The 16,448-nt window shown below is 69.8% G+C and carries 12 protein-coding genes; 10 read left to right on the top strand and 2 right to left on the bottom strand.

What is annotated here, in order from left to right:
• Positions 1 to 164 precede the first annotated feature (164 nt).
• On the bottom strand, positions 165 to 3,746 hold the full coding sequence (locus tag ACIBF8_RS02785) for an AAA family ATPase (RefSeq protein ID WP_396780588.1): 3,582 nt from the start codon (positions 3,744 to 3,746) through the stop codon (positions 165 to 167).
• Between the two features lie 169 nt (positions 3,747 to 3,915).
• On the opposite strand from ACIBF8_RS02785, the gene ACIBF8_RS02780 reads away from it, so the two are divergent.
• The 4 genes from ACIBF8_RS02780 to ACIBF8_RS02765 all read left to right on the top strand — a co-directional run bounded on the left by ACIBF8_RS02780 (position 3,916) and on the right by ACIBF8_RS02765 (position 6,828).
• Positions 3,916 to 4,368, top strand: coding sequence for a helix-turn-helix domain-containing protein (locus ACIBF8_RS02780; RefSeq protein ID WP_396780587.1), 453 nt, complete (start codon positions 3,916 to 3,918; stop codon positions 4,366 to 4,368).
• Positions 4,361 to 4,729: a DUF4180 domain-containing protein gene (locus ACIBF8_RS02775; protein ID WP_396780586.1), complete on the top strand. Its 369-nt coding sequence runs from the start codon at positions 4,361 to 4,363 to the stop codon at positions 4,727 to 4,729. Before ACIBF8_RS02780 ends, ACIBF8_RS02775 begins: the two co-directional genes overlap by 8 nt.
• A gap of 250 nt (positions 4,730 to 4,979) precedes the next feature.
• Positions 4,980 to 5,762 carry a hypothetical protein gene (locus ACIBF8_RS02770; RefSeq protein WP_396780585.1) on the top strand — a complete coding sequence of 261 codons (783 nt, stop codon included), beginning with the start codon at positions 4,980 to 4,982 and terminating at the stop codon, positions 5,760 to 5,762.
• Between the two features lie 184 nt (positions 5,763 to 5,946).
• Entirely contained in the window at positions 5,947 to 6,828 is an 882-nt protein-coding gene (locus ACIBF8_RS02765) for a fibronectin type III domain-containing protein (RefSeq protein WP_396780584.1), read from the top strand.
• Positions 6,829 to 7,024: 196 nt separating this feature from the next.
• Here the strand turns inward: ACIBF8_RS02765 and ACIBF8_RS02760 are convergent, their stop codons facing one another.
• Complete coding sequence (locus ACIBF8_RS02760) at positions 7,025 to 8,131, bottom strand: FAD-binding oxidoreductase (RefSeq protein WP_396780583.1); 1,107 nt, start codon at positions 8,129 to 8,131, stop codon at positions 7,025 to 7,027.
• Between the two features lie 219 nt (positions 8,132 to 8,350).
• On the opposite strand from ACIBF8_RS02760, the gene ACIBF8_RS02755 reads away from it, so the two are divergent.
• The 6 genes from ACIBF8_RS02755 to ACIBF8_RS02730 all read left to right on the top strand — a co-directional run bounded on the left by ACIBF8_RS02755 (position 8,351) and on the right by ACIBF8_RS02730 (position 16,434).
• Entirely contained in the window at positions 8,351 to 8,869 is a 519-nt protein-coding gene (locus ACIBF8_RS02755; RefSeq protein ID WP_396780582.1) for a flavoprotein, read from the top strand.
• Positions 8,870 to 8,990: 121 nt separating this feature from the next.
• On the top strand, positions 8,991 to 10,451 hold the full coding sequence (locus ACIBF8_RS02750; RefSeq protein ID WP_396780581.1) for an XRE family transcriptional regulator: 1,461 nt from the start codon (positions 8,991 to 8,993) through the stop codon (positions 10,449 to 10,451).
• A gap of 23 nt (positions 10,452 to 10,474) precedes the next feature.
• Positions 10,475 to 11,368, top strand: a complete 894-nt coding sequence (locus ACIBF8_RS02745; RefSeq protein WP_396780704.1) for a phosphotransferase family protein — start codon at positions 10,475 to 10,477, stop codon at positions 11,366 to 11,368.
• A gap of 110 nt (positions 11,369 to 11,478) precedes the next feature.
• Entirely contained in the window at positions 11,479 to 12,168 is a 690-nt protein-coding gene (locus tag ACIBF8_RS02740; protein ID WP_396780580.1) for a DUF4433 domain-containing protein, read from the top strand.
• Positions 12,165 to 13,244, top strand: coding sequence for a macro domain-containing protein (locus tag ACIBF8_RS02735; protein WP_396780579.1), 1,080 nt, complete (start codon positions 12,165 to 12,167; stop codon positions 13,242 to 13,244). The genes ACIBF8_RS02740 and ACIBF8_RS02735 overlap by 4 nt, the downstream gene beginning before the upstream one ends.
• Positions 13,245 to 13,347: 103 nt before the next feature.
• Positions 13,348 to 16,434 carry a DUF3427 domain-containing protein gene (locus ACIBF8_RS02730; RefSeq protein WP_396780578.1) on the top strand — a complete coding sequence of 1,029 codons (3,087 nt, stop codon included), beginning with the start codon at positions 13,348 to 13,350 and terminating at the stop codon, positions 16,432 to 16,434.
• Positions 16,435 to 16,448 lie beyond the last annotated feature (14 nt).

Below are 16,448 nucleotides of genomic sequence, written 5' to 3'. Positions count from 1 at the left end.
GCTCCCGCTCCCCGCTCCCGCTCCCCGCTCCCGGCTCCCGGCTCCCGCGATCTTGCACTTGCTGTCCCGACAAGCGTGGCAAATCCACCCGAAGCGGCGACCGAAAGTGCAAGATCGCGGCGGGCGGGGGTAGGGGTGCGGCGGGCGGGGGTGGGGGTGCGGGCTCAGAGCCGCCAGGGCAGGGGGGTGGGCGGTAGGTAGCGGCAGGTGGTGCCGGTGGAGACGGAGTCGCGCAGGTGGCTCGCCAGTGCCGGGTGTCGGTCGTCGAGCTTGCGGAGCGTGTCGCGGATTCGAGCGGTCACCGTCTTGCGGGCCCGCTCGGCCTCGTCGCCCAGTCGGCGGCTCCGGCCGGCGAGGCCCGCCGCGGCACGCAGCTCGTCGAGCAACGCACCCCGCTCGGCGTCCAGCTTGGACACCTTCCGGTCGTCGTCGCGTGCGGCGGCCCGGTCGATTTCCTCGTCGAGGCGGGCCAGGTGCCGTCGGTAGCGGGCCTTCGCCTCGTCGTCGAGGACCGGGTCGGCCCCCATGCGCCGGGCGGCCACCAGCTCCGGCCCGGCCGCCGGGTCGAGCAGTTCGACCGCCGGTATGTCACTGCCCGGACGGCTCAGCAGCAGGTGCAGGTCGTGCAACCCTTTGGCGTCGGGCAGGTGCACCACGACACCGTCGTACCCGAGCTGCCAGACCGGTCCGTCGCGCCGAAACTCGTACCCCTCGATCGCGGGCGCGACCGGCACGGCCTGGCCGGGCGCGACCGGCACGGCCTGGCCGGGCGCGACCGGCACGGCCCGGCCGGGCGCGACCGGCACGGCCCGGCCGGGCGCGACGGCCGGACCGGGCGAAACGGCCTGGCCGGGCGCGACCGGCACGGCCTGGCCGGGCGCGACCGGCACGGCCCGGCCGGGCGCGACCGGCACGGCCTGGCCGGGCGCGACGGCCGGACCGGGCGAAACGGCCTGGCCCGGCGCGACGGCCAGACCGGGCGAAACGGCCTGGCCCGGCGCGACGGCCAGACCGGACGAAACGGCCTGGCCGGGCGCGACGGCCGGACCGGGCGAAACGGCCTGACCCGGCGCGGCAGCCTGGCCCGGCGCGACGGTCTGGTCTGGGCGGTTGGCGTCGGTGGGGGTCGGGACGCCGAGCCGGTGCAGCACCTGCGTCATGCCGAGCGCGGTCGCCTCCTGCACGGTGGCGGCGCGAAGCGCGGTCAGCGTCGCGGTGTCGCCCGGGTGCCCACGACCCGCGAGGGCGTTCGCGAGGCCGGTGCGGGCGAGCAGCGACCAGGGTCGGGAGCCCAGCCGATCGGCGGAGTCACGGGCGGCGGTGAAGCCGGCGATGGCGTCGTCCCAGCGTTCCTGGGCGGCGTCGATCAGTGCCAGCCAGTGGTCGACCGGGCCGCTGATGTCGCAGCCGAACAGCCCCACCGTCCACTCTCCACGGTGTGGGGCGAGCGCGGCCCGCGCGGCGCCGCGGCGCTGTGGGTCGGCGGACACGGCGGCAGCCTGTGCGCGTAGCCGTAGCCAGAGCGGTGACACCGGACGCGGGTACCTGATGGCGGCGGCCTCGATGCCGGCGGTCAGCCGGAGCGCCGTCTCGCCGTCGCCGCGCTCCGCCGCAGTGATCGCCCGCAGCAACTCCCGGTAGGGGTAGTCGACCGGGGCCAGCCCGTCCAAAAGAGCGTCGGCCTCGGCGAACCGGCCCTGGAGCAGCAGTCGGGACCAGCGCAGATGGTGGCCCATGAAGCCGAACTCGGTGTGGCCCGGGTCGGCGTGGTCGCCGAGCACGGCGAACCGCTCGTCGGCCGTGGCGAAGTCGCCCCGGAACGCCGCGATGATCCCGCTGTCGACGGTCGCGGCCATCCGGTGCCGGGCGAAGTCACCCTGCCGGTCGGCGGCGACGAAGGTGGTGAACTCCTCGGCGAAGCCCGGGTCGCCCAACTCCAGCAGCGCCACCCAGCGCAGCGAGGTGGCCCACAGCTCGGTCTCCCGGTCGCCAGTTCGACGGGCCACGTCCCGGATCTCGGCCGTGAGCGCGGCTCGGGTGGCGGCGGTGCCCAGACCCCAGGTCGTGTCGTGGCGGGCCCAGAGGCTGAAGGTGAGCGCCTCGTCGTCCTGCCCGCGACGAGCGATCGTCTCGGTGGCGGTGATCAGGTCGGCGACCAGGACGCCGACCGTCGCGGTGGAGTCCGGTTCGCCGATCAGCCGCCGGTACGCCTCGCGCACCAACTCTGCCGCCTCGATCGAGTGGACGGTCTCCACCTGGCGGGAGCGGTTCACGGTGAGCGCGACCCGGGCCAGCAGCACCGGGTCGTCGAGGGAACGGGCCAGCCGGGCGGCCTCGGTCAGCAGCCGTACAGTCTCTTCCCGGCCGGCGTGGTGGTAGTGCGACTCGGCGAACTCGACGAGGATGCGTACCCGTTGCGCCTGGTCCTCGACGACCTCCAGGGCCCGGCGGAAATGCACCGCCGCCTCGTCACCGGCCAGCCGGGCGAACGCGTCCCGCCCGGCGGCGACCAGCAGCGTGGCCACCCGGGCCCGGTCGAGCGCGGGGCCCGCGAGGTACGCGTGGCGGGCCAGGTCGGCCGGGATCAGTCGATCGGTGAGCTCGCGCAGGTCGTCGACCGCCCGGACGACCGCGGCGTGCCGGGCCCGTCGCTCATCGTCGGTCAGCCCGTCGTAGAGCGTCTCCCGGACCAGGTCGTGGGCGAAGGCGAAGCGGCCCCCACCCCGGGCGATCACCAGCCGGGCGGTCACCGCCCGGTCGAGCAGCCGGTCGACCTGCGCCGCCGGGGCGGCCACGCAGGCCGCGAGGACCTGACGGTGGAACTCGCGACCGAGCACGGCGGCGACGGTGAGCGCCTCGACCACGGCGGCGGGAAGTTGGGCCAGCCGGCGGCGCACCGCCTCTCGTACGCCGGGTGCGATCGCGCCGACCGCGTCGTCGGCGTGCCACAGCCGCGCGGTCTGCTCGACGAAGAACGGGTTGCCCCCGGTGCGCCGGTGCACCTCGTCGACGAGGCCGGCATCGGGCTCCCGCCCGGCGGTCCGAGCCATCAACGCGGCCACCTCATCGCGGGAGAGACCGGTGAGGGTGATCGTGGTGGCCTTCGCGACCAGCGGCATCAACAGCGGACGCAGCGGATGCTCCCCCGACTCGACCTCGGCGTCGCGGTATGTGCCGATCAGCAGGAGCCGCTCGAACCAGGTGTGCTGGGCGGCGAAGCTCAACAACCGCAGTGAGGCCGGGTCGGCCCAGTGCAGGTCGTCGAGGACGACCACGACCGGCCGGTGCTGGGAGACGGCGACCAGCGCGGCGGTCACCGCGTCGTAGAGCGCGAACGCCTCCTGGTCGGCGGCGTCCGGGCCCGGGTCGACACCGGCCCAGCCAGCGAGCCGGCCGGCCTGCTCGCTGCTGGTGTCGGACTGGCCGAGCAGGGCGGTGAGTGCCGGCTCCGCGGACTGCCGCGCCACTGCCCAGTCGTCGGCGGAGCGTCGCAGCCCGCGCAGCACCTGTAGCCACGGCCAGTAGCCCGGGGCGCTGTCAGAATCCCAGCAGGCGGCACCGAGCACCAGCGCGCCTCGCCGCCGAGCCTCCCGGGCCACCGACGTGACGAGGGTGGTCTTGCCGATGCCCGGCTCGCCGGTGACCAGCGCGAGGCCGCCGTGGCTGGTGGTGGCGCGGTCCAACTCGGCGCGCAGCAGGCTCGCGGGGTGATCCCGCCCGATGATGGCGTCGCCGAGCGCGTCCATGGTCCCCAGACGGTACTGGAACCGTCCGACAGCGCGGGCAGGTTAATCAGCCAAACGTGTCGCGTGGGCCGCACCGTCCAGGCAGGGTTCAGGTCCTTTGGAGCTGATGTCGCCAACGCATCGGACTCATCACTCCCTAACCTTCCCTGTGTGAGTATCATAGGGAACGATGATGGCAGAAATGTACTCGGTTGAGCAGGTGGCCGAACGGCTCAACCTGCACGTACGCACCGTGCGCGGCTACATCCGCTCGGGCCGGCTCCGGGCGGTGCGAATCGGCAAGCAGTACCGGATCGCCGCCAGCGATCTCGACGCCCTCACCGGGCAGGCTCCGGCCGCCAGCCCGAGCAGAGGGCAGGCGGAGGTGTCGAGCATCGTCCAGATCGACGGTGTCGACCGGTCTGCCGCCGACCGACTCGGCACGCTCGTGCTCACCAGCGCCAACACCGCCCACGACCAGGCGCACCCGCTGCGGGTGCAGACGGTGCACGACGAGGAACGCCACCGCATGAAGATCATCATTCTGGGTGACCCCGCCGCCACCGCCGAACTGCTGCACCTGCTCGATGCCGTCCTCAACGCCGACAACGGCCTGCTCAACCGGGAGGTACGCGATGTCTGACGAGATCCAGGAACGCGCCGGAGTGCCGGTGCTGGTCTGCGACCCGGCGGGGCCGCCGGTGGCCACCGAGCAGGACGCGCTGGACCTGATCGGCGCGGCGTTTCTCGGTGCCCAGGTGGTGGCCGTGCCAGCCAACCGGCTCGACGAACGCTTCTTCTCGTTGGGCACCCGCTTCGCCGGCGACGTGATGCAGAAGTTCGTCAACTATCGGGTGCGGCTGGCCGTGGTCGGCGACATCTCGGCGCAGCTCGCAAAGAGTTCCGCGTTGCGCGCACTGGTGCACGAGTCGAACCAGGGTGGGCAGATCTGGTTCGTCCCCGACCTCGACGCGCTCGACGCCCGCCTGCGCGGCAACCGATAGCGACGTCACCGGTCGGGCACGGCCGCCATCTCCACCGCGTCCGGCTCCACGCCCGCTCCTGGTCGTCTGCATGGTCGCCTCCCACGGATCCCGTCCTCGGTCCGGACGCTACGACCGAGGCAATCCCGCCGACCGACCGCTGACGCCATATCGCGGTATCGACCGCTCACCTACCCCGCCGCATCGGTGGCGCTGCACGGTCGGCGAGTCGAACGCATCGCCTCGCGGAGAGACAGGCAAGCTGTTCGGCATGGGGCCAGAAATCGTCATCGCGGTGGTGTCCGCAGCTGTGGCGCTGATCAGCGTGGCGGTGACCTACCGGACCGCTCTCGTCACCCACCGACTGCAAGACGAGGCACGCAACCGCGAGAAGGTGGAAATCGCGGAGGACCTCTTCCGCCGTTACCGGGTGCCACTGCTGTCGTCAGCCGAGTCGCTGCAATCTCGGCTGCACAATGTGCTCAGCCGAAACTTTCTGCGCGCGTACCTGCACTCCGGCGACAGCGAGACCCAGCACTACGTCCGCCACAACACCGTGTACGTCCTCGCCGAGCACCTGGCCTGGCTGGAGGTGCTCCGCCGGGAACAGCGCTTCCTCGACCTCGACTCGGTGAAGAGCACCAAGGAACTGTTCGCCGCGATCCAGCGGATCCATCATCCGCTGGCTAACGACGGACTGCCCGGCCCGTTCCGCGTGTTCAGGGGACACCAGCGCGCCATCGGCGAAGTCATGCTGCATCGGGTGGAGTCGTCCGAGGGCCCGGTGACGGACGTGCTGGGATACGCCGCCTTCTGCCAACGCCTCGAAACCGACCCGGGGTTCGCATCCTGGTTCACCCGCCTCCTTGCGGAGGTGGACGACGTGGACGCGCAAGGCCGCCGTGGGAATGAGCGGCTGGTGCTCCTGCAGAACGCCCTCGTCGAACTCATCGAACTGCTCGATCCCGAGGGCGAATGGCTCCCGCTGAAGCACCGCGAGCGGTTGCCAAGAGCGGAACTGGTTCTGCCCACCACGCGGACGCCCAACGGCTGACGGTCCCGGCCGGCAGGGCGGCACGGTCACGACGGATCTGCGGTGTGGCCGCCCCGCGCCGGGGCGGGACGGCCACGCCGGATCAGCATTACGGCGTGGCGCAGATGGCGTACGCCGTCTCGTTCGGCGGCACTGGACCGACGGACGATGCATGAACATCGATGCCTGTGTCTACCATTCGGTCATGCCTGCTCGCCGCGTCACCGCCACCATCGCCCTCGCCGCGCTGGCGAGCCTGCTCGCCGTCAACGCCGCCCGGGCCGACAGCCCGGCGATCAGCACCCCCGGTAGTCCCATAGTGGTAGCCAACCAACCACATCAGCTCACGCTTAGCTGGACGCCCTCCGCCTGGGTCGAGCCCGGCACGGAACAGCCCATCAACTACGAGGTGCAGGTGCCGCTGGGGCCCAACACGTACCGCTTCCTCGGCTCCACCACCGACACCACGATCACGCTGACCGACCTCGCACCCGGCACGACGTACCGGATCGCGATCGCCGCCCGCGCGCTCGGCGGCTATTCGGACACCTCGCCCACCACCACCGTGCGCACCGCGGCCGGCCGCGCGACGGTCAGCTACCTCAACCTGGACTGGTCCCCGACGAACAGCCAGATCCAGCACCTGCTTCGGGTCACCAACACCGGCACCGGGCCGCTCGACCTCAGCTCGGTGCAGGTGCGCTACCACCTGCGCTTCGAGGGCGGCAACACCTCACTGGTGCCGAACTGCGACTGGGCCGCGCTGGGCTGCAACCGGATCCGGCAGACCGTGCAGTTCTTCATCCCGCCAGGCGGGCCGCCCGGTGGGATGACCACGCCAGCGCCGCCGTACCCGGTCCCGGGAACGCCGGTCCCCGGCTGGGTGGAGCTGACCTTCACCGACGGCACGCTCGCGCCGGGCCAGTCGACCGGGCCGATCCAGCTACGGCACCACCGGCACAACTGGAGCGCCATCGACGAGCGCGACGACCCGAGCTGGCTCGCCGCCACCGGCCAGTGGACCGAGAACGACCGGATCACGCTGGACGTCGACGGGGTACGCGAGTTCGGCGACACCTACTCCTGAACGCGCGCCTGGTGGTCGCGGCGCGTGCGGGCGTCCAGCCGGACTTGTCCTGACGAGCGTGATGCCTGTGAGTCATATTGATGCCTCACAGGCATCACGCTTTGCCGCGAACTACTCCCGACCGCCGGGCGCTGGTGCTGAGCCGTTGGCTCGCCGCCGAACCGGCGCGGTGACCCCATCGCCAAGTGGACAGCCATCAGTGGGTGAAGCCTCTGGGCAGGTGGATGCGGAAGGCGGGGATGCCGAGGGCGAGGAGCCGTGGCCGCGCATCGGCCAGCATCGCGGGTGGGCCGCAGAGGTAGATGTCCTGGCCGGGCTGGTGGTGGTCGACGGCGATGGTCAGGGCGTCGCCCTGCTCGGCCGGCTCCGCGCCGGGGTCGTCGGAGAGTGCCGGCACGATGGTCAGCCAGTCGTGGGCGCATTGCAGCTTGTCGAGGGTGATCGCGTCATACAGGTCGGTGAAGGTGCGCGCGCCGACGATCAGCGTCACCCGCCGGCCGTCGGGTGCGGCGGCGACCTGCTCGACCAGGGCGCGCAGCGGCGCCAGGCCAGTGCCACCGGCAACGAGCAGCAGATCGTTCGTGCTCGCCGGGTCGAGGCTCAGCCCGGTGTCGACGGGTGGGCCGAGCCAGAGCAGTTCGCCGGGGCGTACCTGATGAACCAGGCGGTGGGAGACGGTGCCGGCGGGTACGGCGCGGACGTGCACCTCGACGGTGCCGTCCGCGCGTGGGACGTTGGCCGGGGAGAGCCAGCGCCAGTGTCCGGGCAGGCGCGGCGTGCAGACCGGCACGGCCTGACCTGGCTGGAAGGGCAGTCGCCGCCAGGGACGTACCGTCAGGGTGGCGATGTCGGGCGACGGCCGGTCATGGCCGATCACCTGGACGTGCCACCAGGCCGGGCCGTCGCCGGCCAGCGCGGCGGCGCGGCGGATCGCGTGCGTGGCGTGGCGCAGGGCGCGCTCGGCGGCCATGGTGAGCTGCGGTGTCCACGGTGGGTGCGCGTGGCGGGCCACGGTGGCGAGTAGCGCGTCGCCGATGGTGGTGGCGTGCGGGAGCAGGTCGAAATGACGGTACGCGCGGCCGAGCACCCGGAGCAGCGCCGCTCGGTTCGCCGGGTCGTCGCCGCCGGCCATGAGGCGGCCCAGCGCGGTGAAGAACAGCGGCGCGTCACGGTGTGGGAGCAGCCCGGGTCGACGGTCTTCGAGGGCGCACCAGAAGTCGCCGGCGGCCCGCACGTCGACTGACTCCCAGGCGGCGGCCAGGCTCGCCCGAGCCGGGTGGTTGCCGTCGATCACGATGGGCATGCCGCCTCCCGGACGTTGACTCATGGGGTGGCGCCGGGGCGGGCGGGGCGGAGCTGCGCCGTTGAGGGCCGGCGCAGCTCCGGGACAAGGACCCGCCCCGGGCCACACGTCGACTGTCGCGGCTGACCAGGTACGACGGCATGTCAGGGTGATCGTTGGCGGCATACCCGTTCGGTATCCGCTCGACCTCGCGACGACCGAATCGGGCAGACTGCGGGCATGACGGAACGTCCGGTGCTGTACCTGGTCGTCTGTGCCGCGGGTCCGGCGGAACACATCGACGAGCTGGTCGACCTCCTGATCGTCGACGGGTGGCAGGTCTGCATGATCGTCAGCCCCACCGCCGCGCGGTGGCTCGACCGTCAGGCGCTGCAAGACAAGACCGGCTATCTCGTACGCGTGGAGTGGCGGATGCCCGGCGACCCCGAGCCGCACCCGCCGGCCGATCTGGTGCTGGCCGCGCCGGTCACCTTCAACACGGTGACAAAGTGGGCGCTGGGCATCAACGACACGTTGGCGCTCGGCGTCCTCAACGAGTCGCTTGGCGCGGGGCTGCCGATCATCGCGTTTCCGCACACCAAGGCCGAACTGGCCGCCCATCCGGCGTACGCCGGCCACCTGGCGGTGCTGCGTTCTGCCGGCGTCGCCGTCGCGGACGGGAAGCCGCTGGAGTCGGTGAACGGGCCGGGGCGTTGGAGCGTGGTCGTCGAGGCGCTGCGGGCGGCGCGCCCGTTCTGAGTAGTTGTGGTCCGCTCGCTTGTCCGGCGGTCCTTTGAAGATATGCGTTGTGCGTATACCAGCGCTCCACGCAGCGTGTTCAATGGATAGGCTCGGTGAGGCGAGATGGACGGAGCCGCCGGTGACACACGCGAACTGCCCTCGGTGCGGCGGACGGCTGGCCCGGGACAACGACAGCGGACGGTGCGCGCCGTGCCAGGCCGCCGAACGGGACCGGTTGAGCGTGCCGCCCGTGGTCCCGGCGAGCTTCTGGGAGCACGAGCCGGTGCGACACGCGCTCGCCGAGCGGCATCTGGGGCGGGTGATCAGGGCGTATCGGTGCCATCCGTACCACGGACGGGTCGCCTTGCCGCAGTCCGTGGTGGCGGGGTGGCTGGGGATCACGCAGGCGCAGCTCAGCCGGGTGGAGAACGGCCCGCCGCTGGTGCACTTGGACCGACTGGCGCACTGGGCACGGCTTCTCCGGATACCCGCAACCTGTCTCTGGTTCGCCCTTCCTGGCCAGCCTCAGCGATCCGCCGAGAAGGCCGGAAGCGCCCGCGCCTCAACCGACGCACATGGTGCTGGCCCGGACGAGGGTCGGCGGGCCTTGTTGGCGGGGATCGCCGCTGTCGCTGCGGGCGCGGGTCTACTTGGCGGCAGCGAGCTTGTCCAGCCTCGGCGAATTGGCGCGGCGGATATCGCCCGACTGAACGCGGTGCTGGAGCTGTACCGGTCGGTGGACCGGGAATCCGGTGGTGGTCTGCTGTATCGGGAGGTTGCCCGGTTCGCGGAATCGGTATATCGGATGCTTGATTGGTCGCACCCGGCCGGGCTCACACCGCCCCTCATCACGGCGGTGGCGACAGCTCGGCAACTCGCCGGCTGGACTGCGCTCGACGCGGGCAGACACGACGACGCGCAACGGCACTTCGTCGCCGGGGAGCGTGCCGCGTTGACTGCGGATAACGCGCCGCTGGTCGCGATGATTCGGTACGCGCAGGCCAAGCAGCTTCAACACCTTCGGCACAACCGGGACGCCTTCGCGACGCTACAACTCACCTTGGCGCAGCTCGGAAAGCACGCCACGCCGGCGGCAAAAGCCCTGCTCTGGGGCGCGCAAGCAGCCTCAGTCGCGGCACTGGGCGACCAGCAGACCGCCGTGAGAACCCTCGGGAAGGCGAGCGACCAGTTCGAGCGCATCAACAAGGACCGTGAGCCGGCCTGGATGGGCTTCTACGACCGCGGCGAGTTGTTGGCTCAGTACGGACGCGTGTACCGGGACATGGCACGGCGAGACCGGAAGCACGCGTCCGAGGCGGTGCGCTGGGGCAGGGATTCCATCGCGGCGTTCGGCTCGGCGAACGTGCGCAGCACCGTGCTTAACGAGGTCGGGCTGTGCAGCGCGCTGTTCTTGGCGGATGAGCCCGAGCAGGCGCTCGTCGTCGGGGTGCGGGTGCTGAAGCAGGCGCAGGCGATGAGCTCCAGGCGGGTAATCGATCGGGTGGTGAATCTGCGTCGGGATCTCGCTCGGCATCGGGCGCTTCCGGAGGTCGCCGCATTCGAGCGGGTCCTCACGGCCCAGGCTGCGATGGCCGCGTGAGCGGGCGGTTCTCCGAGGAGGCAATGACGACGGCCATGCGGGACATCGCCGCGACCCTGGACGTCCCGGCCCACGATGCCCAGTTGCTGCGGTTTACCAACAACGCGGTCTTCGCCCTGCCCAACGCCGGCATCGTCATCCGGATCGCGCGAACCCATCAGCTGCGGGACAGGGTTACCAAGGTGGTTCAGCTGGGCCGGTGGTTCGCCGACATCGACGCACCGACGATCCGCCTAGCGCGCGACGTCGAACAGCCAATCGAAGTCGGGGAACTGGTCGCCTCGGTGTGGCAATTCGTTCCACCGCATCCACCTGCCCCGACCGTCGGAGACCTCGGCACGGCGTTGCGGGAATTTCATGCTCTTGGTGTGCCCCCCTTCGCTCTGCCCCTTTGGGACCCAATCGGCGACGCACGACGGCGGCTCGCCGACGCTGACGGGCTCGGCAAGCCCGACCGGGACTTTCTGGTCGACTGGTGTGACCGCCTACAGCCGGAAGTCGCGACCCTCGTCAAACGCGGGACGCAGACACTGATCCACGGGGACGCCTACGCCGGCAACCTTCTCCGAGAGTCGTCGGGCCGGACAGTTATGTGTGACTTCGACGCCACGTGCGTCGGCCCGTGGCAGGTCGACCTAGCAGCGGTCGCGGTCGGCGAGGCAAGGTTCGGAGGAACAGGACGGCATCGTTCGTTGGTCACCGCCTACGGCATCGACATCACCGCCGAGCCGTCATGGCCAATACTGCGAGATGCTCGCGAGTTGAAGATGATCGCAGCTGCCGTACCACTGCTAACTACATCGCCGAACGTCGCTGACGAGTTCACGATCCGCCTCCGTTCGGTACGGCACAATGATCCGACAGCCCGTTGGACGCCCTTCGCCGATCTTGCCGTCCCGAGAAAGGACCGCCGGTGACCCAAGCGAACTGCCCTCCATGCGGTGAACGGCTGGACCGCCGGCCTGAGACGAGGCTGTACCTCAATGCGTTGGTGTTGACGTCGGCCTCATCGACGCCGAGTTGATCGATGGCGGAAACAGCCACGCGGCCAACACCGACCCGAGTTTTCCATTTCACTCATATCGACAACTTGGCGAGGATTGCGAAGACCGGCCGGCTACTCGCGGACAACGCCGTAGGCGCACAGCTCGCCGTGAACGTGGGAGCAGTCGAAATCAAAGCGCGCCGACGGGAACGACTCGTGCCGTGCCCTCCCGGTGGTGTCGTAGCCGACTACGTGCCGTTCTACTTCGCTCCACGCTCACCCATTATGTACCGAATTGCTTGCGACCATCGGGACGGCAGGTCGGGGTGCTACCCCGGAGGGGATGATCCTCTCGTCTACCTGGTGAGTTCCGTGGAACGAGTAGACGAGTCTGGGCGCAGCTGGGCAGCAAGCGACGGGAATTGCGCGGTCGGCCTGACCAGGTTCACGGCCGATCTGGCCGAGCTCGGAGCCTTGGTCGATTGGCCCTTGCTGGAGGCCCAGATCTGGAAGGACGTTCCCGACGACATGGACCGCATGCGTCGTCGGGCGGCGGAGTTCCTGGTACACCGTGAGTTTCCTCTCGACCTGCTCGCCGGTTACGCCGTACGGACGAAGGACCGACAGGAACAGGTGAGGCAGGTGTTCCGCGACGCTGGCATGATCGAGCCGTACGTTGGTGTCAGACCGGCCTGGTACTACGGGTACACACGGGGGGAGGTGCGCGAGTGATCATCATCAGTCATGGCAACCTGCTGACAGCCGAGGCGGATGCACTGGTCAATACCGTTAATACGGTGGGGGTCATGGGCAAGGGCATCGCTCTCCAGTTCAAGCGCGCCTACCCAGCCAACTACGCGGCCTACCGCACAGCATGCAGTGAGAACCAGGTCAATCTAGGGCGAGTGTTCGTTTTCGACTCGGCGCGACTTGGCCCGCGCAGATATGTGATCAACTTCCCCACCAAGGGACACTGGCGGTCCGACTCAAAGCTGGCCGACATCGAGGCCGGGCTGGTCGATCTCGTCCGCGTGGTTCGCGAGCGGAAGATCACATCAGTGGCGATGCCTGCTTTGGGCTGCGGCAACGGTGGACTCAGCTGGGACGACGTCCGGCCCCTCATCGAGGGCGCTTTCGCCGAGATCCCCGAGGTGCGAGTCCTGCTCTTCCCTCCGGAGGGAGCACCCGACCCGGCCGATATGCCGGTAGCAACTGAGACACCACCGCTGACCCCTGGACGCGTTACTCTCATCCAGGCCGTTGACTCCTACCTGAGCCGAGCACGGAGACTTGAGCCACGCGATGGCGTCACCGTCCTGGAGATTCAGAAGATCGCTTATTTTCTTCAGGTGCTGGGGCAGCCGCTGCGCTTGCAGTTCACCCGCGGCAGATATGGCCCGTATGCGGACAGCCTCAACCATGTTCTCGACCGGCTCGAAGGTCACTACCTGACTGGCTTCGGCGATCGTTCCGCACGTGTCGAAGAGTTGCAGCCCATCAGGCTGACTGCTGGCGCCGCCGACGCCGTTGCGGCTTGGTCCCGAACTCACGGCGAAGCAGCGACCGAGACATTGGAGCAGCTAGCCCTGCTGACCGATGGATTCGAGGCACCGTACAGCCTAGAACTTCTGGCCACCGTGCACTACGCCGCCACATCGCATCCGCCAACCGACGATCTAGACGAGCTAACCGAGCGGGTTCGGTCTTGGAGTGGCCGCAAAGCACGTCTCTTCACGCCCGCGCATATCGAGCTAGCGTACGACCGGTTGCAATCAGTCGGCCTGCTGCCCTCATTGCGCGTTGCCTGAGACCTGACTCGGATAAGGCATCCTCGGCCTTCCTGCGGGATTTGCCCGAAGAGCCGGTCGCGGCAGCCCGGTTGAGGGCGGGGCGTGTGGTTAGGTTGCTCGAATGACGGATCTTGAGCGGGGTGTTTACGAGCACCTGATCACTCGCGAGCTGGCCACCCGCCTTCAGCACGTCGATCCCGCCCTGATCCAGCACCACAAACTCGACCCGGCCGACGCCCACAACGCCCTCGCCCGCCACATCGCCACCCTGGCCGCCCGCGCCCTCCATTCCGTCCCCAGCGGCGACGACAAGCTCCACCACCAGATCGCAATGGCGAATCAGATCGCCGAAGCCATCGCCGCCCTGAGCCCGAAGGCAGCGACCGATCAGGACCACGTAACCGACGCCAAGCACCTGCTCCACGCCATCGCCGCGCCACCAACCCCACCAGCGGAGCCCACCTTCCCGCAGCGGCCCACCACTCCCCTCTCGACCGGCGCGCTACTGGTCAACGGCCGCCACCAGCCCCGCATCGGCCACGAGGTCAACCACGAGATGGCCTCCGCCGAAAGCGTCGACCTGCTCTGCGCGTTCATCAAGTGGTACGGCCTGCGCATCGTCGAGCCGGCCATCCGCGAGCTGATCGCCCGAGGCGGCAAGGTCCGCGTCATCACCACCACCTACCTCGGCGCGACCGACCAGCGGGCGCTGGACCGACTCGTTGAGCTGGGCGCCGAGATCAAGGTGTCCTACGAGACGCGGACCACCCGCCTGCACGCCAAGGCGTGGCTGTTCCGCCGGGCCAATGGCACCACCACCGCGTACGTCGGCTCGTCGAACCTGTCGAAGACCGCGCTGGTGGACGGCGTGGAGTGGAACGTCCGCATATCGAACATCGAACAGCCGCACGTCATCGACACGTTCACGGCGACGTTCGAGGACTACTGGAACGATCCGGCGTTCGAGACGTACGACGCGGCCAGGGACGCCGAACGGCTGCGGCACGCGTTGAGCGGTGAACGCCGCGACCAGGCACCGACCGAAATCTCGAACCTGGACGTGCGCCCGTACCCGTATCAGGCGGAGATCCTGGCCGACCTGGACGCCGAGCGTTTGGTGCACGGGCGGTGGCGCAACCTGGTGGTGATGGCGACGGGCACGGGCAAGACCGTGGTCGCAGCGCTGGACTACCGCCGGCTGCACCGCAACAACAGGGTGGACTCGCTGCTCTTCGTCGCTCATCAGGAGCAGATCCTGCGGCAGAGCCTGTCGACGTTCCGGCAGGTCATGGGGGACGGCAGCTTCGGCGAGAGCCTGGTCGCGGGCGAGAGGCCGAACGGCTGGAAGCACGTCTTCGCCTCCATCCAGTCGCTGCACCGGCGGGAGGTCGACCCCGAGGCGTACGACATGGTGATCGTGGACGAGTTCCACCACGCCGAGGCACCGACGTACGCGCGGCTGTTGGAGCGGCTGCGTCCCCGCGTACTCCTGGGCCTGACCGCGACACCCGACCGGACCGACGGCGGCGACGTGCGTCGGTGGTTCGACGGGCGCGCGGCCGTTGAGCTGCACCTGTGGGAGGCGTTGGAGCGGCAGTTGCTGGCGCCGTTTCAGTATTTCGGGCTACACGACGACGTGGATTTGTCGCACGTCACCTGGAAGCGCGGCCAGGGCTACGACCCGACTCAGCTGGACGGCCTCTACACCGGCAACCACGCAAGGGCGCGGGCGGTGCTGCGTGCAGTGCGCGACAAGGTGGACGTCGGGCGAATGCGGGCACTCGGGTTCTGCGTGAGCATCGGGCACGCGAAGTTCATGGCCGATTGGTTCAGGCAGCACGGCGTCGAAGCCGCGGCGGTGACGTCGGGAGTGGACCGCTCGACACAAAAGGGGCTGCTGGGGGACTTCAAGGCCGGCAAACTGCGGGTGCTCTTCACCGTGGATCTGTTCAACGAGGGCGTTGACCTGCCGATGGTCGACACGATCCTGATGCTGCGACCCACCGAGAGCGCCACGATCTTCCTGCAACAGCTCGGCCGTGGCCTGCGCCTCGACGACGACAAGCCCTGCCTCACGGTGCTCGACTTCATCGGCGGCCAGCACGCCAACTTCCGCTTCGACCTGCGCTGGCGCGCCCTCACCGGGGTGAGCCGACGGGCGATCACCGAGGCGGTCCGCGACGACTTCCCGAGCCTGCCGAGCGGCTGTCATGTCGAACTGGACCGGGTGGCGAAGGAGGTGGTGCTCGCCAACCTGCGATCGGCGCTGCCCACCTCGAAGGCCGGTCTGGTGTCCGAGCTGCGGCACCTCGGCGACGTCAGCCTGGCCACGTTCCTCCGCGAGACCGGCCTGGAGATCGAGGACGTGTATCGGTCTGCCAGCATCGGCGGCTGGACCGGGCTGCGGCGGCTCGCCGGCATCGAAACGTCCGCGCCCGGCCCCGATGACCGCGATCTGGGCCGGGCCGTCGGTCGCATGCTGCACACCGATGACGTCGACCGGCTGGAGTTGCTGACCCGGGTCGCGGCCGGACCGCCCGCGCCGGGCCAGCAGGTGTACGCGGGCAACAGCCGACTGCTGGACATGCTGCACTTCAGCCTCTGGGGGCCGAGCTCACCGCTGTCGACGCGGGACGAACGGCTCGCACGTCTCTGGAAGGAGCCGGCGCGCTGCGCCGAGTTGCGGCAGGTCGCCGAGGTGCTGCGGGAACGCATCCACCGGGTTACGCCGAGCGCCGCTCCGGGTGCGGTGCCGCTGCGGGTGCACGCCCGGTACAGCCGCAACGAAGCATGTGCCGCCTTCGGGATGACCAACCCGGGGTCGCTGCGCGAGGGGGTGAAGTGGCTGCCTGACGCCCAAGCCGACCTGTTCTTCGTCACCCTGGTCAAGTCGGAGGCGCACTACTCCCCCACCACCATGTACGCCGACCGGGCCATCACCGACACCCTGTTCCAGTGGGAGTCGCAGAGCACCACGTCGGCGGCGTCGACGACTGGGCAGCGCTACACGTCGGGTGGCTCGGCCGTGCACCTTTTCGTTCGGGAGACCCGCATCGCCGACCGTGACCTGGGCGCACCGCCGTACCTCTACGCCGGCACCATGACGTACGACTCGCACACCGGCGACCGACCCATGCGCATCCTGTGGCAGCTCCACCACGCCCTACCCGCGGACGTGTACGCCACCGCCCGGGCGATCGCCGCCTGACCCCGGGCCTCGGC

This window comes from Micromonospora sp. NPDC050276, from assembly GCF_044459545.1.
In the GTDB taxonomy this organism is placed as follows: domain Bacteria; phylum Actinomycetota; class Actinomycetes; order Mycobacteriales; family Micromonosporaceae; genus Micromonospora.
This window is presented reverse-complemented; position numbering and strand designations above follow the sequence as displayed.